The organism is Actinopolymorpha pittospori, from assembly GCF_014873875.1.
Classification (GTDB): domain Bacteria; phylum Actinomycetota; class Actinomycetes; order Propionibacteriales; family Actinopolymorphaceae; genus Actinopolymorpha; species Actinopolymorpha pittospori.
Genome location: NZ_JADBEM010000001.1, coordinates 3,052,561 through 3,070,096 on the forward strand (window position 1 = coordinate 3,052,561; position 17,536 = coordinate 3,070,096).

Annotated in this window: 25 protein-coding genes, 1 tRNA gene and 1 pseudogene; 10 read left to right on the forward strand and 17 right to left on the reverse strand. The window is 68.8% G+C overall.

Features of this window, described 5'->3' with window-relative positions:
* Positions 1 to 144: 144 nt before the first annotated feature.
* Positions 145 to 786: a uracil phosphoribosyltransferase gene (upp, locus tag HEB94_RS14460; protein WP_192750369.1), complete on the reverse strand. Its 642-nt coding sequence runs from the start codon at positions 784 to 786 to the stop codon at positions 145 to 147.
* 243 nt (positions 787 to 1,029) lie between these two features.
* Between upp and HEB94_RS14465 the strand changes: the two genes are divergently transcribed.
* The 6 genes from HEB94_RS14465 to HEB94_RS14490 all read left to right on the forward strand — a co-directional run bounded on the left by HEB94_RS14465 (position 1,030) and on the right by HEB94_RS14490 (position 4,836).
* Entirely contained in the window at positions 1,030 to 1,380 is a 351-nt protein-coding gene (locus tag HEB94_RS14465) for a hypothetical protein (protein WP_192757195.1), read from the forward strand.
* A 110-nt stretch (positions 1,381 to 1,490) separates the two neighbouring features.
* Complete coding sequence (locus tag HEB94_RS14470; RefSeq protein WP_192750370.1) at positions 1,491 to 1,985, forward strand: tRNA adenosine deaminase-associated protein; 495 nt, start codon at positions 1,491 to 1,493, stop codon at positions 1,983 to 1,985.
* Positions 1,986 to 2,062: 77 nt separating this feature from the next.
* Positions 2,063 to 2,557, forward strand: coding sequence for a tRNA adenosine deaminase-associated protein (locus HEB94_RS14475; RefSeq protein ID WP_192750371.1), 495 nt, complete (start codon positions 2,063 to 2,065; stop codon positions 2,555 to 2,557).
* A gap of 62 nt (positions 2,558 to 2,619) precedes the next feature.
* Positions 2,620 to 3,060 (forward strand): tRNA adenosine(34) deaminase TadA, encoded by a 441-nt coding sequence (gene tadA / locus HEB94_RS14480; protein WP_192750372.1) that lies wholly within the window; start codon positions 2,620 to 2,622, stop codon positions 3,058 to 3,060.
* Positions 3,061 to 3,151: 91 nt separating this feature from the next.
* Positions 3,152 to 3,236: transfer RNA gene (locus HEB94_RS14485), tRNA-Ser, on the forward strand.
* Between the two features lie 70 nt (positions 3,237 to 3,306).
* Positions 3,307 to 4,836, forward strand: a complete 1,530-nt coding sequence (locus HEB94_RS14490) for a potassium/proton antiporter (RefSeq protein ID WP_192750373.1) — start codon at positions 3,307 to 3,309, stop codon at positions 4,834 to 4,836.
* Between the two features lie 54 nt (positions 4,837 to 4,890).
* On the opposite strand, the gene HEB94_RS14495 is transcribed toward HEB94_RS14490, so the two are convergent.
* The 7 genes from HEB94_RS14495 to HEB94_RS14525 all read right to left on the reverse strand — a co-directional run bounded on the left by HEB94_RS14495 (position 4,891) and on the right by HEB94_RS14525 (position 8,742).
* Positions 4,891 to 5,337: a hypothetical protein gene (locus tag HEB94_RS14495; protein WP_192750374.1), complete on the reverse strand. Its 447-nt coding sequence runs from the start codon at positions 5,335 to 5,337 to the stop codon at positions 4,891 to 4,893.
* A gap of 18 nt (positions 5,338 to 5,355) precedes the next feature.
* Positions 5,356 to 5,811 (reverse strand): hypothetical protein, encoded by a 456-nt coding sequence (locus HEB94_RS14500; protein WP_192750375.1) that lies wholly within the window; start codon positions 5,809 to 5,811, stop codon positions 5,356 to 5,358.
* 265 nt (positions 5,812 to 6,076) lie between these two features.
* The gene (locus tag HEB94_RS49255) at positions 6,077 to 6,265 is read right to left on the reverse strand and encodes a WXG100-like domain-containing protein (RefSeq protein ID WP_202896347.1); all 189 of its coding nucleotides are present in this window, start codon (positions 6,263 to 6,265) and stop codon (positions 6,077 to 6,079) included.
* 9 nt (positions 6,266 to 6,274) lie between these two features.
* A complete protein-coding gene (locus HEB94_RS14510) occupies positions 6,275 to 6,604 on the reverse strand; it encodes a hypothetical protein (protein WP_192750376.1) in 330 nt (109 codons plus the stop codon).
* Between the two features lie 155 nt (positions 6,605 to 6,759).
* Positions 6,760 to 7,329, reverse strand: a complete 570-nt coding sequence (locus HEB94_RS14515) for a LytR C-terminal domain-containing protein (protein WP_192750377.1) — start codon at positions 7,327 to 7,329, stop codon at positions 6,760 to 6,762.
* 27 nt (positions 7,330 to 7,356) lie between these two features.
* Positions 7,357 to 7,653 carry a type II toxin-antitoxin system VapB family antitoxin gene (locus HEB94_RS14520; protein WP_192750378.1) on the reverse strand — a complete coding sequence of 99 codons (297 nt, stop codon included), beginning with the start codon at positions 7,651 to 7,653 and terminating at the stop codon, positions 7,357 to 7,359.
* Positions 7,654 to 7,830: 177 nt separating this feature from the next.
* Positions 7,831 to 8,742: a hypothetical protein gene (locus HEB94_RS14525; protein WP_192750379.1), complete on the reverse strand. Its 912-nt coding sequence runs from the start codon at positions 8,740 to 8,742 to the stop codon at positions 7,831 to 7,833.
* 217 nt (positions 8,743 to 8,959) lie between these two features.
* Between HEB94_RS14525 and HEB94_RS14530 the strand changes: the two are divergent.
* Both HEB94_RS14530 and HEB94_RS14535 read left to right on the forward strand, forming a co-directional pair.
* Positions 8,960 to 9,289, forward strand: a pseudogene (locus tag HEB94_RS14530) (dihydroxyacetone kinase subunit DhaK); the annotation flags it as partial.
* A gap of 22 nt (positions 9,290 to 9,311) precedes the next feature.
* Positions 9,312 to 10,805 (forward strand): recombinase family protein, encoded by a 1,494-nt coding sequence (locus HEB94_RS14535; RefSeq protein ID WP_192750380.1) that lies wholly within the window; start codon positions 9,312 to 9,314, stop codon positions 10,803 to 10,805.
* 97 nt (positions 10,806 to 10,902) lie between these two features.
* Here the strand turns inward: HEB94_RS14535 and HEB94_RS14540 are convergent, their stop codons facing one another.
* The 4 genes from HEB94_RS14540 to HEB94_RS14555 form a co-directional block, all read right to left on the reverse strand.
* Complete coding sequence (locus HEB94_RS14540) at positions 10,903 to 11,097, reverse strand: hypothetical protein (RefSeq protein ID WP_192750381.1); 195 nt, start codon at positions 11,095 to 11,097, stop codon at positions 10,903 to 10,905.
* Between the two features lie 931 nt (positions 11,098 to 12,028).
* Complete coding sequence (locus HEB94_RS14545; RefSeq protein ID WP_192750382.1) at positions 12,029 to 12,265, reverse strand: zinc finger domain-containing protein; 237 nt, start codon at positions 12,263 to 12,265, stop codon at positions 12,029 to 12,031.
* Positions 12,266 to 12,358: 93 nt separating this feature from the next.
* On the reverse strand, positions 12,359 to 13,234 hold the full coding sequence (locus tag HEB94_RS14550) for a hypothetical protein (RefSeq protein WP_192750383.1): 876 nt from the start codon (positions 13,232 to 13,234) through the stop codon (positions 12,359 to 12,361).
* An 82-nt stretch (positions 13,235 to 13,316) separates the two neighbouring features.
* Positions 13,317 to 13,490 carry a hypothetical protein gene (locus HEB94_RS14555; protein ID WP_192750384.1) on the reverse strand — a complete coding sequence of 58 codons (174 nt, stop codon included), beginning with the start codon at positions 13,488 to 13,490 and terminating at the stop codon, positions 13,317 to 13,319.
* 191 nt (positions 13,491 to 13,681) lie between these two features.
* Here HEB94_RS14555 and HEB94_RS14560 point away from each other — a divergent pair, with 191 nt between their 5' ends.
* Complete coding sequence (locus HEB94_RS14560; protein WP_192750385.1) at positions 13,682 to 13,930, forward strand: GntR family transcriptional regulator; 249 nt, start codon at positions 13,682 to 13,684, stop codon at positions 13,928 to 13,930.
* On the opposite strand, the gene HEB94_RS14565 is transcribed toward HEB94_RS14560, so the two are convergent.
* The 5 genes from HEB94_RS14565 to HEB94_RS14580 all read right to left on the reverse strand — a co-directional run bounded on the left by HEB94_RS14565 (position 13,912) and on the right by HEB94_RS14580 (position 16,322).
* Positions 13,912 to 14,157: a hypothetical protein gene (locus HEB94_RS14565; RefSeq protein ID WP_192750386.1), complete on the reverse strand. Its 246-nt coding sequence runs from the start codon at positions 14,155 to 14,157 to the stop codon at positions 13,912 to 13,914. The two genes, HEB94_RS14560 and HEB94_RS14565, sit on opposite strands and share 19 nt — an antisense overlap.
* A gap of 29 nt (positions 14,158 to 14,186) precedes the next feature.
* Positions 14,187 to 14,609, reverse strand: coding sequence for a hypothetical protein (locus HEB94_RS14570; RefSeq protein WP_192750387.1), 423 nt, complete (start codon positions 14,607 to 14,609; stop codon positions 14,187 to 14,189).
* A gap of 247 nt (positions 14,610 to 14,856) precedes the next feature.
* On the reverse strand, positions 14,857 to 14,991 hold the full coding sequence (locus tag HEB94_RS52440; RefSeq protein ID WP_273375570.1) for a hypothetical protein: 135 nt from the start codon (positions 14,989 to 14,991) through the stop codon (positions 14,857 to 14,859).
* 86 nt (positions 14,992 to 15,077) lie between these two features.
* Positions 15,078 to 15,863, reverse strand: a complete 786-nt coding sequence (locus tag HEB94_RS14575) for a sigma-70 family RNA polymerase sigma factor (protein ID WP_192750388.1) — start codon at positions 15,861 to 15,863, stop codon at positions 15,078 to 15,080.
* Positions 15,864 to 15,986: 123 nt separating this feature from the next.
* Positions 15,987 to 16,322, reverse strand: a complete 336-nt coding sequence (locus HEB94_RS14580; RefSeq protein WP_192750389.1) for a DUF4406 domain-containing protein — start codon at positions 16,320 to 16,322, stop codon at positions 15,987 to 15,989.
* Between the two features lie 158 nt (positions 16,323 to 16,480).
* Here HEB94_RS14580 and HEB94_RS14585 point away from each other — a divergent pair, with 158 nt between their 5' ends.
* Positions 16,481 to 16,822: a helix-turn-helix domain-containing protein gene (locus HEB94_RS14585; RefSeq protein ID WP_192750390.1), complete on the forward strand. Its 342-nt coding sequence runs from the start codon at positions 16,481 to 16,483 to the stop codon at positions 16,820 to 16,822.
* The last annotated feature ends 714 nt before the right edge of the window (positions 16,823 to 17,536 follow it).

Consider the following 17,536-nt stretch of genomic DNA (forward strand, 5'->3'; position numbering starts at 1 on the left):
CCAGCCCCACAAACCTCTGAGGAATCCGCTCGCGGCGCCCCGCATCCACGGGGGCGGGTGTTGTCGTCGTCACGCGGAGGACACCGCTACGCGTTTCCTCCTCCTCTTCAGTGCACGACCCTGACTGGTCCCTCAGGGCACGCCCTAGCCGGCCACGCCGTAGAGCCGGTCACCCGCGTCGCCGAGGCCGGGGACGATGAAGCCGTGGTCGTTCAGATGTTCGTCGACGGCGGCCGTGACGATGGTGACGGGTACGTCGACCGACGCGAGCCGGCGTTCGAGGTTGGCGAGTCCCTCAGGCGCGGCGAGCAGGCAGACGGCCGTGATGTGGTCGGCGCCGCGGTCGACGAGGAAGCTCACCGCGTCGGCGAGGGTCCCACCCGTGGCGAGCATCGGGTCGAGGACGTAGCACTGGCGGCCGGACAGGTTCTCGGGGATCCGCTGGGCGTACGTCGAGGCCTTCAGGGTGTGTTCGTCGCGAACCATCCCCAGGAACCCGACCTCGGCGGTCGGCAGGAGCCGGACCATCCCCTCGAGCATGCCGAGCCCGGCCCGCAGGATGGGGACGACGACCGGCTTCGGCGCCGCCAGCTTGACCCCGCGTGCCGATGCGACCGGAGTCTGGACCGCGACTGGTTCGGTTCGCACGTCCCGGGTCGCCTCGTAGGCGAGCAGCGTGACCAACTCGTCGGTGAGTCGACGGAACGTCGGCGAGTCGGTCGTCGTGTCGCGCAACACGGTGAGTTTGTGCGCGACCAGCGGGTGGTCGGCCACATGAATCCGCATGGCCGTGAACCTTAGGCCATCCACGTTGCCGGCAGGGAATCCGTCACCAGCACTGCCTGCGGATGGTGAGACCGCACTCCCGGAGAGCGACAGAACCCGGCATGGAAGCCAAATTTCGCCAGGCGGCACAAAAAGATCGCCTCCAGACGTTGCCACGCGCAGGCCCCTGCGCCACCGTAGTGGAGTCATGTCGAGGGGCGTTCCGGTCAGGCGACCCTCCAGCTCACGGGGTCGTCTGGATCGGTGGGTGAAGCCATGGCCAACTGGCAGGGACGTCAGCGAAACCTTTCGGCGCCGGTTCCGCAGACCTTCGTGCGCGCGCCCGGACCCGAAGCGGTCCATGCCGCACCGCCCGCCGTCACCTCACCGGGCCACGAGGCCACGTTCCGCCCGTCGCCTGAGTGCGACGACACCGCGGAAGCTGTCGATGCCCTCACCTTCACCGAGAGTCAGCGCGAACGGCTGCGACGTCGGGCGGCCTTCCTCCGCGACCTGGCCGAGGCGAAGGAACTGCGGGCCCGGGTCCGCCCCCGACACACCCGCGTGGTCCGCCTCCGCGAGGCGCTGCGCCGGGCCACCTACCGCTCCGCCTGAGCCGTGTCGGCAACGGTTTTTCCAACTTTGGACGAAAACGCGCCGGTGAGCGTCACAAAGGCGCGGAAAAAGCGGGTGCTTTTTCGCGCGCGTCTGCCACGATTCCATACATGGCCGAGGAGAGCAGCGCGGCGATCGACTTCGCAGTGGTCACCTACCTCGAGGAGGGCCGCTGGCGGGCTTCGTCACTGGCGAGCACCGCTGCGCGTGACCTCGACACCTTCGTGCGTACGCTCCGCCAGCAGCCCGGCGATCTGGGTTGCCTCGGCTTCGTCTCGGTGGACGACGACTTCTTCGTCATGGTCCGCGTCTGGGGCAACGAGGTGCGCTTCCTGCTCTCCGACGTCACCGCCGCCACCGACTGGCCACTCGCCCGGGAGGTCCTGGACGAGTTGGCGCTCCCCGTCCCGGACGAGGACGACGAGGACCAGGCGCAACCCGCCGGTGACCTCACCATCGTGGCCGACCTCGGTATGGCGGCGATGGACCTCGGTGCGCTCTGCGACGACCTCGACCTGTACCCCGACGAGATGCTCGCCAAGATCGCCGAACGACTGGGCTGCGGTCCGGCGTTCCGGCATGCGGTCGACGCCGCTGTGGGCTGACCTCGACACCAGGGCGGTAGCGACCATTGGCAGTATGAGCGACTGATGGCAAAGACCGACTGAAGGAATGGTGCGCGGTGTCGTACTTCGCGGCGGCATTCGCCCGTAGTGGGGGCGAGTGGGTGGCAAGCGAGATCGACCTCGACGACGTGGACAGCGTCGAAGGCGTGGTCGACGCGGTACAGCAGGTCGAGACCGACGACGGGATCGTCCTCGTGTTCGTCGAGGAGGAGAACTGGTTCGGTGTGATCCGGGTGGAAGGTGACGACGAGCCCCGGGTCTATGTGTCGGAGGCGGCCGAGGCGATGCAGTCCCTGGTCGGCGAAGCGGTGTTGAGCCAGCTGATGGAGGACTACCGGCTGAGTGAGGCCTCCGACGACGAGGACGAGGAGGAGGAGCCGGTCGTGTTGCCGGCGGAGCCGATCGGTGAGTTCGGCATCCTCGACGACCTCGGCATCCAGTCCGGCGACCTCAACCGGCTGGCCGAGGCGATCGGCACGTCGCCGGCCGCGGCGGTGTCGTTCCTCGCCGACCGGCTCGGGTTCGCCGAAGCGCTCGAGGCGGTCCGCTGACGCCCGCCGGGCCGGCCTTCGAACCCTGGCCGCCGCAGGACCCGTCCGGGTGGGAGGGCCCCATGCGGGCGGCGCTCGACGAGGCGGTCCGGGCACCGGACACCGGAGACGTACCCGTCGGCTGTGTCGTCCTGGACCCGGCGGGCGCCGTTCTGGCGGTCGGCCGTAACGCTCGGGAGGCCACCGCCGACCCGACGGCCCATGCCGAGGTGCTGGCCCTCAGACAGGCCGCCGCCTCCCGCGGTCAATGGCGCCTGGACGGCTGCACGCTGGTGGTGACACTCGAGCCGTGCACCATGTGCGCGGGCGCGCTCGTGCTGGCACGGATCGAGCGGGTGGTTTTCGGGGCGTACGACGACAAGGCCGGTGCGGTCGGATCGCTGTGGGACGTCGTACGCGACCGGCGGCTCAACCACCGGCCGCAGGTGGTCGGTGGGGTTCTCGCGCCCGAGTGTGGCGAGGTGCTCAGGAGGTTCTTCGCCGCGGCGCGGCGACCCGGCTGAGGGGCCCGGAGCGGCCTCGGAGGTGGCCCCAAAACGCGATCTCCGGAGCGCCAGTGTGGGCGAGCGGACGGCCTCCGGTAATCTACCCCGCGGTGGCGTGTCCGAGTGGCCTAAGGAGCACGCCTCGAAAGCGTGTGAGGGGCAACCCTCCGCGGGTTCAAATCCCGCCGCCACCGCAGTAGGAGGGCCCGGGCGCACTTGTCGTGTCCCGGGCCCTCGCCCTTGTTGCGGGGGGAGGGCGGGGCGGTGACGGTCGCCGAACTCAACGCGTTCCTGCTCTACGGCTCCCTGGTCGTCCTGCTCGCCGTCCTGGCGGTCCGGGCCTCCGTCCGGTTCGGCCTCCCCAGCCTGTTGATCTACCTCGGGATGGGACTCGCCCTCGGGGAGGGCGCCCTCGGCATCCGCTTCGACGACGTCCAACTCGCCCACGCGCTCGCGTTCGCGGCCCTGGTCGTGATCCTCACCGAAGGTGGCCTTACCACTCGGTGGAGCGACGTCCGTCCCGCGATGCTGCCCGCACTTGCCCTCGCCACCGTCGGCGTCGCGGTGAGTGTCCTCGCCGTCGCCGTGATCATGCACGCGCTGCTCGGCCTGGACTGGCAGCTCGCCCTCCTGCTCGGCGCGGTGACCTCGCCGACCGACGCCGCCGCCGTCTTCTCGGTGCTCCGTCGGGTGTCGCTGCCTCGACGTCTGTCGAGAGTGCTGGAGGCCGAGTCCGGTCTGAACGACGCCCCGACGGTCCTCCTCGTCACCATGCTGAGCGCGTCGTCCTTCGGGCAGGAGTCGGTCCCCTCCGTCGTCGGACTGATCGTCCTGGAACTCTTCGTCGGTGGTGTCCTCGGGCTCCTCATCGGCTGGGGTGGCGCCTGGGCGCTGCGCCGGGTGGCGCTGCCCTCCTCCGGGCTGTACCCGCTCGCGATCGTGTCGTTCGCCGTCCTCGCGTACGGCGTCACCACAGCCCTCCACGGGAGCGGGTTCGCCGCGGTCTACATCGCCTCCCTGGTGCTCGGCAACGCCGAACTGCCGCACCGTGTCGCGGTCCGCTCCTTCGTGGAAGGGCTCGCGTGGCTGGCGCAGATCGGGCTGTTCGTGATGCTCGGCCTGCTCGCCTGGCCGAGCCGGTTCAACTGGAGCGAGGTCGTCGTCGCCCTGCTCGCGGGGGTCGTGCTCAGCTTCGTCGCCCGGCCGCTGTCGGTGCTGTTGTCGTTACTGCCGTTCCGTACGTCGGCACGCGACATGGCGTTCCTGTCCTGGACGGGGCTGCGGGGTGCGGTGCCGATCGTGCTGGCCACCATCCCGTTGGCCGCGGACGTGCCGGGAGCGGAGCGGCTGTTCAACATCGTGTTCGTCCTGGTCGTGGTGTTCACCCTGGTGCAGGCGCCGGTGCTGCCGTGGGTGGGGCGAGTGCTCCGGATCGACGGCGGTGACACCGTTCTCGACCTCGATGTCGAGGCGGCGCCGCTCGGTCGCCTCGACGCCGACCTGATGGAGATCCGGATCCTGCCCCGGTCGAAGCTCGCGAACGTCGAGGTCAGCGAGCTCCGGCTGCCGCAGGGCGCGTCGGTCTCGCTCATCGTGCGGGAGGGCCACAGCTTCGTTCCCGACCTGCGCACCGTGTTGAAGATCGGCGACGACCTGCTCGTGGTCACCCCACGCCGCCTCCGCGACGCGACCGAACGTCGGTTGCGGGCGGTCAGCCGCGCCGGGCGGCTCGCGGGCTGGCTGGAGGGAAGGGGCAACCCTCCGCGGCGCCGGAGCCGGCTGCGTCGTCCGTGACGTGACGGACGACGTGAGGTTGGAACCGGCCGAGGTGAGCCGGAGTAGGACCGCTCAGCCGCGCGTTCGGGCGGCGAGATCCGGGGTCGGGAGCGTGCTGACCACCTGGACGACCAACGCGATGTCGGTCGTCATCAGCTGGATGAGGAGGGACTCGCCAGAGGACTCGCCGGGTACGCCGACGAACTCGAACTGCACAGCGTCCGGGGCGCCGAGCTGGTCCTCGACCAGCCGCGTCCACAGCGCCGTCCTGCCGATCGCATCCGCCCACGGCGCGAGCCCTGAGACGTTGGCGAGCCGCCACCTGTCGAAAACGTCGTCGCTCGTCTGCGTCAGCTCCACGGTGGCGTCGCTTCGGTTCAACGAGACCAGCCAGTCACCGTCGACGAACATCAGGCGAACCGCGGCGATCTCCGTCGGCCGGTCCGGGTCGAAGAAGTAGCCGACCGCCCTGAGGGCTCCCGCCTCGTCGACGATCCGCTCGAGCTCGTCCCGAATCATGACTCACCTTCTGAAGACCTAGCCTGAACCCCGCTGCTTGTCACGATAGTGCTCGGCCCGCTTGATGATCTTGAGGGCCTTCTCCGCCCAACGCTTCTCCTCCGCGCTGCCCGTCTCGGCGAGCTCGGCGAGTTCCCGGACCGACATGTCGGCGTAGTGGCCGAGTTGTTTGACCTGGCCGCCGCCGCCTCCACGGGCGAGGATCGCGTCCCGCGCCGACTTGTCGCGCGTCTCCTCGTCGAAGGCGTTGAGCCGCTCGTCGACCTTGCGTTCGAGCGCCTTGCGCTGTTCGTCGTCCTGCCGGGAGCGGTTGGGATCGTGGTCGTCGTCGTCGCCCCGGCGTCGGCGTCCGCGTCCGCGGGGGGTGAGGTCGTCGATGACCTCCTCGATCTCCTCCTCGACCTTCTTGCCGATCTTGCTGCGCGTGTTGCCCTGGTTGTTTCGTCGGTTGTTCCTGCCGCCTCGTTTAGGCACTGAGGATCTCTCCGACCACCATGCCCTTGAGGTTGTCGACGATCGTCTTGGTGATCTGGCGGAAGATCGGGATCTGGAGGAGGGAGGCGCCGAGCGTGGCGACGGCGGTGGCGATGGCCTGGGCGATCGACCAGATCTTGAGGAGCAGGACGAGCGCGGCGTAGATGACCAGGCCGACGCCGAGGGCCAGGGGGATCTGGCCGCCGTTGGTGAGTGCTTTGGCGGGGCCGTGTTGTTGCCAGTAGGTCCGGAAGGCTTCGATGGCCTAGTCGGTGTTGGTGTCCCAGACCTTGCCGGCGGCGGTGTGGGCGTCTCGTGCCATCGCGGCGATCTTGGGCATCACCTCGAGCCAGGCCTGGCCGATCCGAAACAGCTTCTCCTCATCGGCGTCGGGCCAGTCCAGGCCGGCGAGGTTCATGACCGTGACGAGTCCGCCGGGCGGTTGGAGGCCCATCCCGGCGCCTCAGATGTTGGCCAGTGGGTCGCCGGCCCACTGGACGGTGGCGGTGGCCTTGCCCTGGGAGGCCTGGTAGTTGTCGGCCATCACGCCGAGGTCTTCGGCGTCGGTGCGCATGATGGCGGCTACTTCGTCGAAGAGGTCGAAGATCTTGTCGGCGCAGATGGTGCAGGTCTCACCGATCAGGCTGCCGATGTCGTCGCTGCCCCACGGCTCCCCGAAGCCGGCCAGCAGCTGCTCCGTCTCCTGCGTCAACGACTCCAGGTCACCCGCGAGCCGGCCCAGGTCGCCGCCGGCCGTACGGATCACACCCCAGTCGATCCTGCGCTCATCCATCGCTCGTACTCCCGTGCGCCGCCGAGTGTTCGGTCACGCGGAACGAGGTGACCGGTGTGCAGATGGTAGAGACTTCCGGGCCCACGTGGTCCCTGGGCGACTCGGGGCTGTGGACAACCGGTGGGCCGGGCGGGCGACGTTCGAGCGACGGCGTCCTAGTCGACCGTTGGAGTCTCGGTGGCTCGGGGATCGACGCAGACGGGAATCGGCGTGTCGACGTCCATGGCGGTCGGCCCCTTCGCCGCGAGGCCGTGGAAGTCGCTGCCCAGGACGATGTCGACACTCACGTCGTCGCGGTTGTCGGAGCGGACGGTCGGGTTGGTGAGGTTGGCGGCGACGAGGAGGACCTCGGGTGCGTTGGAGGCACGTCCCCGCACCTCGACCCGCGCCACCTTCGAGTCCCGGTCGTTACCGACGGTGTCGACGGTGAAGCCGCGCTGGCGAAGCTGTTCGGCCGTACGGTCGGCGAGTCCCGACACGCGCCCGGCGTTGAGGACGTTGACCGTCACTTTCGCGGCGGTGATCCGCTGCTTGACACCCGGGGAGGGGGAGTTGCACACCTCGGTGGGACCAATGCTGGGCACGCCCCTCATGACCGACTGGTAGCCGTACCACGCGGCCCCGGAGACCAGGGCGACCAGGACGACAAGCGTGAGGGGGCCACGAATCTTGCGTCTGCGACGGCGCCGAATCCTGCGTTGCTCGGCGGTGTCGTCCCACGCCATGCCCGCCCCCTTCCCCGCTGAGAACCATCAGCCCCTGAGCCGAAGCACGCGGGCGTGCAACACCATCCGTTGGTGCAGGGCGGCTCGCAGGGCCCGATGCAAGCCGTCCTCGAGATACAGCTCGTTGTCGTATTCGACCACGTGCGCGAAGAGATCGCCGTAGTAGGTGGAATCCTCCGCGAGAAGTGTGTCGAGATCCAGGGTGCGCTTGGTCGTGACCAACTGGTCGAGTCGGATCGGGCGCGGTGGCAGCTCAGCCCACTCGCGCTGGGTCGTGCCGTGCTCGGGATAGGGACGTCCGTCGCCGACTCGCTTGAAGATCACGCTTCGGCAGTGTAGTGGTGCCTGCTCGATGTGACCGGACAGAAGCGGTAGGTGTCCCCAGCGTAGGCCGGTCCGGGTGTCTCACGCCGCCCTCTGGCCAAGTGGGTCAGCCGATTCACCCTTGGGTATGACAGCTCGCGGGTTTCCGGTGGGCGGGTGCGTGGACGAAGAAGATCATCAACGATCTGGCGACGCTTCCGTCCCGCGCTCAGGACGCTCGGCCGACAGGGCGCGCAGCGCGTCCGCCTGTCCGCGTAGCGCCTCGAGGGCGGCCTCGACACTCGTCGACGCGTCGCCCACACCGCGCATGAGGTCGGCCGACACGTCGTCGTCTCCCAGCGCGGCGAGCGCGCCGCGGATCCGGTCGTGGACGGCATCGGACTGGACGGCCGCGTCGACGGCGAGGAGCGACTCCTCGACTCTCTTCACTGCTTCGGCGTACCCGTAGATCGTCTGTACCCGCCGGTCGATCGCGTCCTCGGCGGCCTGGACGGCGCTCACCTGGTCGGGCAGCCCACCACCGGTCGCGCTCAACAGCTTCCGCGCCTCGGCGAGCTGCGCCAACGCGCTCGCGATCCGCCATTGTTCGCCGGCCAGCAGGGCCAGGCCGTCGCCGAGGTGTCCCTCGCGCGCCGAGCGGGACATGGCCACCCGCAGCACCGCGTCGACGACGTCACGCATCACCGGCTGGTACTGCGGATGCAGGTCCCGGTCAGGAATGATCACCCGCGCCCGGAGCTCGGCGTCGTCGCGCTGACGATCGGAGTGCCCTTTGATCTGCAGCGCGACGTGTGCGACAAAGGGTGCACCCAACGCCAGGATCACGGCCCGGGCGAAGAGGTCGATACCCGGTTGGATCACGAGGATGATCCAGACCACCGCGAGGACCGACAGGTAACCGACCGACCGCGGACTGACCCGCTCGGTCGCCCCTTCGAGCCAGCGCGCACCGGCCCGACGCACGCGGGCCCGATCGGGCGCGGCGAGGCTCAGTGGAACCAGGATGTCGCGTCCGCCGATCCGGATGACCCCCGCTGCCGGACTCTCCCGTACCTCTTTGGCAGGCCCGGCTCGCCCGTCTGGCTGCATGCTCGCAGAGTAGCGGCGGCGCACTCGCCGTGGCAGCCTCCGACAATGCCCGGCCATTCACCGAAACCCGAGGTCCCGGCACGGAGCGAGTCGAGGGAACTCCCTACGTTCTGTCTTCCGCTTCAGGAGCGAAACGCCTCGAGGAGGAACAGAGAATGGAGGTACGCGCCGCATTGCCACATGCGCCGAGCGTCTCCGGTGGGGTAGAGGTGGAGCTATGAAGAAGATCATCAACGATCCGGCGAACGTCGTCGACGAGGCACTGGCCGGGATGGCCGCCGCCCACGCCGACCTGATCGAGGTCCACCGTGATCCCCACTACGTCGTCGCGCGCGAGGCGCCGCGACGGGGCAAGGTGGGTGTCGTCTCCGGCGGCGGGAGCGGGCACGAGCCGTTGCACGCGGGCTTCGTCGGCTTCGGGATGCTCGACGCCGCCTGCCCGGGCCCGGTGTTCACCTCACCTTCCCCCGACCCGATCCTGGCGGCGACGATGGCCGTCGACGCCGGTGCCGGCGTCCTCCACATCGTGAAGAACTACACCGGCAACTTCAGTCATCTACACTTCCGACATGCGCGCGTTGATCTACGCAAGGCTCAGCCGGTCGAAGGATAACTCGACCTCCATCGTCCGCCAGCTCGAAGCCTGCCGTCAGGAGGCCGAGCGCCGAGGGTGGCAGGTCGTAGGGGAGTATGCCGACGACGGAGTGAGCGGCGCCGTCGACCCGAGCGAGCGCCCCGAGGCGACGAAGCTCCTCGCCCGGCTCGACGAGGCCGACGTGATCCTCGTCTGGAAGCTCGACCGGCTCGCGCGATCCTTCCTGGCGTTCGCCGACCTCATGCGCGTGAGCGACCGGGCCGCGGTCGGTATGACCTCGGTCACGGAGCCGCTGGACACGACGTCACCCATGGGCCGGGCGATGATCCAGATAATCGCGGTCTTCGCAGAGCTGGAGCGCGCCATGATCCGGGAGCGGTCGCTCGCCAGCCGGGCATACCTCCGCACGACCGAGCGGCACATCTCCGGGCGGGCTCCGTACGGCCTCCGGATCGTCCCGGCGGCGGACGGCAAGGGCAAGGCGCTACAACGCGATCCCGAGGCCGTAGAGGTCATCAGGGAGATCCTTGCGCGCCTCGTCGACGGCGAGCCTGGGACGACCATCGCGGCCGATCTGGAACGCCGGGCGGTGCCGACGCCGCGGGTCCGCACGAGCTTGAAGCCGAACCCGAAGCCGTCGCACTGGAGCTACCAAGCGATCAAGCACATGCTCGGGCACCCGTCCCTCCTCGGGCACAAGATCGACGAGCGGGGGCACGTGCGCCGCGACGAGCAGGGCGCGGAGCTGATCTTCTGGGAGCCGGTCACGGACCGGGCGACCCTGGAGGCGGCGCGGCTGGCAGTCGAGGCGCGGAGCGTGGACAAGACGAGCCCGAACCGCCGCCATTGGCTCTTTGGCGTGGCGCTCTGTGCGAAGTGCGGCCGACCGCTGACCCAGAACGCGAGGGCGGGGCGGTCCTACGTCGAGAGGGGCTGGGACACGCGGTCTGTGCTCCGCTGCCTCGGCACCCGCGAGGAGCCGTGTGCCGGCGTGCTGATCGCTGAGCACAAGCTGTCCGAGTGGGTCGAGGAGGAGGTCCTCCGGACCGTGGGGCGCTTCGAGGCCATCGAGCCTGTCTACGTGCCCGGGAGCGACGTCGAGGCCGATCTCGCGGCCGTTGAGCGAGCGATCGGGAACCTCCGAGACGACCGGGACGCCGGGCTCTTCGACGACGACGAGGACGACTACCGCGAGCGCATGTCGGCGCTTGTCGGCCGCCGGAAGGCCCTACGCGCCGCGCCTAGCACCGAGCCGCGCTGGCAGTACCGCTCTATGGGCTGCACCGTCGCGGAGTTGTGGAAGACGCTGGAGCCGGCCGGCCGAGGTGACCTCCTCCGGACGATGGGCGTCACAGTGGAGGTCTCCTCGGCGAACCGGCGGAGGAACGTCACCACGGGCGAGCGCGCCCGGGTGGTCCTCCCAGACGAATCCGGCGCCTGGCAGGCGCCTCTCGAACAGGCGTTCTAAACTGATGACGGGGCCGCAAACTGGGCAGGGGACCGGTCCCAAAGAGAGCGGCACCCTCCAGCTCCAGGCCGAGGGTGCCGCTTCTTTCGTTGCTCGGTTACTGGCTTCGTCGCTTCCGGTAGAGACCGCCGAAGAGGCCGAGCACGGCGAGGAACACCGTCACTGCGCTCTCCGGGCCGTTCAGCCACAACGCCACGCCCGCGAGGGCGACCGCGACGGTGAGGCCGGCAAAAGGGGTGGGGGCCAGCGGCGGGCGGCTAGCTGGCAACCGTTCGGAATCGCGTAGGCTCACGGCAGGACTCCCTTTCTAGGAGTGGAGTTTCGGGTGCGGGGCCCGCCGACCTTTGCCGGGTGGGGCGGGCCTCCGCGATCACTGAGATGACAGTAACCCGGGAACACCCCAGTCCCCCGACCAGCGGGACGCCCTCAAGGAACGTTCGATGCCATGGATGCACAAGGATTAACATGGATTAACAAGGATTAACATGGCGATCGTTACCGACTTGAGACCGACGCGAACGCCGATGCACCTTCGTTCACGTGCGCCTACGTCTCGACGCGCCCACTTCTGTCGCCGAACTGTGATCGGCGCGAATGCAAAGAGAGCCCTCGCCGAGGGAGGACTCGATCTCGGCCAGCACCTCGCCGTCGAGTTTTTCCCGGTTCGACCCGCGCCTGGGCGCCGCGGACGGTCTTACGCACTGCTTCCCCGGCCAGGTCGGGCAGCGTCCGTGTTATCCACCACGGGGTAACCGTCAGAAGGACCTGCGCCGTACGGCGTGTGATCCGGAGGCCGGGGGTGCCGCTTCTGCTGTCAAGAGGCGGGGGCCTATTCAGTCGATAGGCAACCGGTCGTCCGTCCTGGGAATGGGGGCCATCCGACCCTTGTTGTAAAGGTTAGCTCTGCTAACGAGCTAGTAACCATGAGGCAAGGGGGTACGGGGGTGCAAAGGGCGATCTTGGCGCGCGCCAAGCGGTGCGCGGAACGGCATGCACGCGAAAAGAGCGACCCGACAACGGATCAGTGTCTAGCCATCGGGGTGCAGTGCGGCGTCGCCGCGACCCTCGACGTACTGGGCATCCAGCTCAGACGGCTGCCTCTGGGCGATGGCTTGACGAGCGTCGCGCGGCGCACGGAACCGCTGCCGGATCATGACCACGGACCGCTTCCAGACGATGACTCGTCGATAGGATCTCTTCCGGACGACTTCCTGACGTAGCGCCTAGAAGGCCCTGCGCCGGACGGCGTGAAGGTCGTCGAGCCGCCTGATGGGCTGCCCGGAGGCCGTGCGGCACCACTGCCCGGGGTCGGCGTGGCAGTGTCCGCAGGGGCGGGCTAGCACCCTGGCGAGGACGGCGCGCTCGCCCTCGTCGCACCCGTCCAGCTCCGGCAGGGATGTGTCAAACACCCAGTCGACGACGCCGCAGTCGGAGTCCGTGGCGTGGGTCTCCTCGTTCACTTCTTCCTCCCGTGATGGTGATGCTCCGAGGCCACTCGAAGAGAAAGCGCCCCGACCCTTCGCGAGGGGCCGGGGCGCTTGGCTTGCTGGTTACTAGGCAGCGGCGCAGACGGCGAACACCTGGAGCTGGTTCGCCTTCGTGCCGTTGTTGACAGCCTTCACGGTCCAGCCGTCCGACCCCCACGCGCCGGACTCGCCCTTCGTGAGGTTGCTCGGCATCGAGTAGTCGACGACGACGCTCGTCGCGCCCTGGGCGAGCTTGTAGCCGCCGCCGATCGCGACCTTGCCCTCCGGGCACGTCTGCGTGCGGACGAAGTTCTGACCGATCGGCATGGTCACCTCCACGCCCACGACCTCGTAGCCGGACACGCCGTCCGCGCCCCTGTCGCCTGCCTCGCCCTTCTCACCCTGCGCGCCGGCGGGACCGGCGGCGCCGGGCTCACCCTGTGCGCCCTTGAGCGAGGCGAGCCAGTCGGTCTCTGTGCCCTCGAAGCCGCCGGCCTGGGCCAGCTCGTAGGCGGATTTGCCGTCAGCGCCGTTGGCGCCAGCGGCACCAGCGGCACCAGCAGCGCCCGCGGCGCCGTCCTCGCCCGCGTCACCCTTGGCACCCGCGTCGCCCTTCGCGCCCTTCAGGGAGATGAGCCACTGGGCCTCCGTGCCCTTGTAGCCGTTGCGCTTCGCGACCTCGTAAGCGGACTCCCCGGGCTTGCCCGTGGCGCCCACCTTGCCCTTGCCATCCCACTTGATCGGGAACTCATTCGACTTGCACGCGGTCGGCTTGCCGTTGGTCGTCGCCGGGACGATGCGGAGACCGGAGTAGCTCTTGGTGGAGCAGGCGTAGACGGTGTTGTACTGGTTGTACCCGTCCGCCGGGTCGATGGCCGCGTAGGCGGCGGCACCGCTGGCGACGACGATGCCGGCCCCTGCCGCGATGGCGATGAGACGGCGGCTCTTGCGCGTTGCGAACACGACACTCCTCATGTGAAAGGTCCCCCTGAGATGCCCGGCGGACGGACGGGGGTGTTCCGCCCGCCGGGGTTTGTGGTTGGGCTCAGCCCCGGAGCCAGCGCAGGACTAGCCAGGCGATCACGAGAATCGGAACCCACGCGCCGATGGCACATGCCAGGAATCCGAGGGCGCGGGCCTGGGGGGAGTCGACCCATCGGGCGCGGTGACTTGGGCCGCCCTCGGCCCTGTCCTGCGTCCTCGGCGTGTCGATGAGCATGGAGCGGTCCTTCCCCCTTGGTGCTGTCCTGCTGGTGCCCGATGGGGCGGCCGGGACCGGGTGACCTTTCGGTCAACCGACCGCCGCATCAGGGGCAGGAGCAAATTAGCGAACTTGTAGGAGCTTGTCTAGATACAGATGACTACAGAGGACCAGTTTTGCCTACGAGTGGCCGGGGCCAACCTCATTGCATGGGGCCTGATGACGAGATCGACCACGATGGGCCAGTGGCGCCTTACAAACAGTTGGCCGAGATCCTCCGTGCCCGGCTCAAGCGCGGCGACTTTGGAGGACCGAACCGGCCGATCCCTTCAGAGCCTCGGCTCGTCCAGGAGTACGGGCTCGCCCGGTCGACGGTCCGACGCTCGGTGGCGATCCTCGTAGAGGAAGGGCTCGTTTACACGGTCCCGCAGCGCGGGAGTTACGTCGCCGGGAAGTGAGTCGCCCCTAGGAGGACGCGGCGAAGCTGCACATCCGTACAGCCACCGTTGGGCTCCCGGTCGACTAGGAGCAACTGGAAGATGCCCTGGAACGGGTTCACCCTCAGGCCGTAACGCTCGGTGATGCCCTCCTCGCGCAGTACGAGAGAGAGCCTTTTGAGGTCGCCGTAGGCCCGGCCTCGCTCGGCGTAGACCTCGATCAAATGCGCCTTCGTTGCCCGGGCCATGACGGCACCTCCCTACCGCGTGCTGCGGGTTACAGACGGGTCCAGGCGCCGCAGCGCTGGGATTCAAACGCCTTGTCGGTCGACTTGATCGTCACGACGACTGGGCCGGCTGGGAGACCGTTCGCGAGCGTGTCGTTAAGGTCGCCCGACAGGCCGCTGAGGCGCTGCCAATAGCAGTTTGCGCCCGCCTTGGGCGTCGCTCGGTACGTGCCGGGCTTGATGTCCTTACCGACGAGGTAAATGCCGTCGCCGCTGATCGTCGAGGCGGGCCCGGCGGCCTTGGCCGGGGCGGCAGGCTTGGCCGGGGTCTTCGGGCGGGCCGTCACGGTGACGGTAGGCGCGGGCTCGGGTGCTGCCGTCACAGTGACAGTCGGCGCGGGGGCCGGGGTCGAGGCGACCGGCGTCGAGGTCCCGGACGCGCCGATGCCCGACCCGATCGCGAACAAGAGCATCCCGCCCCCGATTTCGGCGAACGCTCGGTTACTCGGGCGCTTGCGGCGCGGGGCGACGGGCTCGACGGGCTGGGGTGCGCGGTGTTGAGACATGGGGGTGTTGCCTTTCGGGCCGTTTGGTCTGCGGCGCCCACTGGCGTCTGATGGAGAGAAGCTAGCATGCGTGAAACCACTCACGCAAGACGAAGGCCCCCGGGGTCGTCCCGAGGGCCTTTCGCAGTGGTGGAATCTCCTTATGTGGGGAGGGCTACGGCCGGATTGGATAGCCGGTCGCGAGCGAGTGAGCGGCGTCAGCGGCGGTCGCGTCGAGGCTGTCGAGGGTGTCGAAGTCGGCAAGGTCCCGGTCGACGTCCGCACCGATCAGGTCCGGGTCGTATGGCATGTGTTCCTCCTCGTGAATTTGCTTCGGGTGTGCCGCGTAACCAGAGGGCCAGTTGGCGCGTTTCTGTTCACGTGACGTATGGAGACTCACGCACCGACTGCCGCACGCATCTTTGCGACGGCCGCCTGACGGACCCGCTGGGCCTTGAGTCGGGACGAGAGACCGAGCTGGGCCGCGATCTTGCCGTCCGGCAGCGGGTCCGCGCCGCCCAGGCCGAAGGCCAGCCGGCAGACCTCGGCCTCGGTCTCATCGAGCACACCGAGGGCAGTCGCGGCCAGGAGCCGGTCCTCGACTCCGACGAGCGGGTCGGTGGTCGGGCCCCAGGGGGCTACGGCGTCCGTTTCCGCGGCCTCCTCGCGCCGGCTCTCCTCGCCGTAGTGAGTCATGAACGGGGCGCCTACGTTGGCGGACTTGAACTGCCGGTAGATGTTCGTGAACGTCGCAGAGGCCATGTCGAGGGACGGAGCCAGCTCGGCGCCACGGGCGGGGTCGCCGTCAGCGCGCCGGAGGATGCCGAGGAAGCGCTTAAGCGTGCGCTCGGGGATGCGGGACATGACGCCCTGCCCGGCCTCCCTCGACGCGGCGTCGGTCGCGTACTGCCGGACGATCCCGGCGACGCGCGGGTACTCACCCCCCGGGTCCCATGCCTGGACGGCCTCCAGGAAGCCGACGAGCACGACCGAGCGAAGTTCCTCCGTGTCCTGGAACATCGGCCAGAACTCACGGACGGCCGCCGCCAGGGCGGGCAGGTAGGCCCGGATGAGGGTGAAGGTCGCCGCCTCGTCGCCAGCCTGGGCGCGGATGAGGAGGTCGCGCTCCTCAGCGTCGGTAGCGATCGGTGCGGCGGATTCGGTCCAAATGGCAGCAAACATGCGTTGATCTCCTTACGGATCTTGTGTAGGGTTGATCAGGTACGTGAGGGGACTCACGCATCAGGTGGAGAAAGAAGGCGGGCGCGACAGCGGCCCGCCCGAGTGGCGGAAGATCAGGGGGAGTTATGCCGAGAGAGCGTCCTCGACGTGCACGACGGGCACGCCGTAGGCCTCGGCAAGGATGACTTCCGGTATGAGGGCCTCTAGCGATCCGGGTAGGCAGATGACGGCATCGGAGGCGAGGAGCGCGTCGAGGTCGACCGAGACACGGGCCAGGAGGCGTCCGAGTGATCTGCCGCGGAGGGCCGGATCGCCGCCCTCGTGTGGGGAGTAGACCTCGGCGCCGAGAGCTCGAAGACGCTCGGCCGCGTCGAGGAAGGCATCGCGGTTCTGATCCGCGTAGCCCGTCATGGGCCCGGCGAGGTAATAGACCCGCCGCCCTGGTGGGGGGTGTTGCATGCGTTGCTCCTGCTGTCACCACGCGCCTGTTGCCTTGCGTGTTGACAGCACTATTGCAGGCCCGCAACGCCTAGACAACGTTGTGACAGCTGAATTTCTGCTGAACGAGGGTTGTGTGTACGCTATGGCTCATGAGGTGGTGGGAGTACGTACAGCGGGTGACGCGCCGGGCCAGCCAGAACGAGATCGCCAGGCGCCTCGGTATCGCGCCGTCGAGCGTCAACCGCTGGCAGACCGGTGACCCGAAGCCGGAATCCGTGCGTGCGTTCGCCATCGAGTACGGCCGGCCCGTCCCGGAGGCGTTCGTCGCGGCTGGGTTCATGCAGCCCGAGGACGTCGAGGAAGCTCCGACGCCGGGGCCCGTGCCGCCGGCATCGTTGTCAGTCGAGGAGGCGGTTGAGCGCATCTGGGGGCTAACGGCGCTCCCGGAAGAGACTCGGCGAGCGCTGATCCTTGATCTCATGGAGCGCGAGGCGCGGGGCGAATCCGAAGCCAGCTAGGGATCTGGGCCCCGGTCGTGAGTGATCGCTCCAGCAAGGCGTGGTACATCTGACGAATGCTGGAGGGCAGTCAGGTCATGATCCCCGCCTTGTATGCGGCCATTTGGGTAGGCGCCGCCCTGATCTTTGCCGGCTTGATCGGGTATGTAGTCGGCCGTAGCGAGGACAGGCGGACCCAGGCCGCCGTCGCCAAGGATGTCGCCGAGGTGCGAGCGCGTCTTGACGCACGCGACGAAGCCGCCGAGATCCTCCAGCGTGTAAACGCCGCGCCGGAGCCAGCTCCCGTCCCCGAGACGCCAAAGCCGCGAAACGGGCTCTACCTCATTCGGGGCGGGCTACAGGCCGTTGCGTTCGCAATGGGTGGCATCGCCTTGGAGATGGCCCGGCGGCTGCGCTCCCGGTCGATCGCTACCGGAGTCGCAGGAACCCTCGTCACGACCGCCGGGGTCACGAGCCTCGTCCTCGTCACGCCGCCAGACACGAATGACGACCTGGAGGCGCCCGAGTCGGCCCCTACCGCGCGCGTGACGCCAGGCCCGGAGCGCCCGGAGAAGGCGGTAGGGCGGTCTCAGTCGACGCCTCTTGACGTGGCCGAGACCGAGCCCCTGTCGCGTGCCCCGACACCAGCGCCGACGGTCGCCGCGCGGCCCACGGGCCCGTCCACGCGCACCGCGGAGCCAACCGCGCCCTCCTCTAGGCCCTCCCCGACGGCCG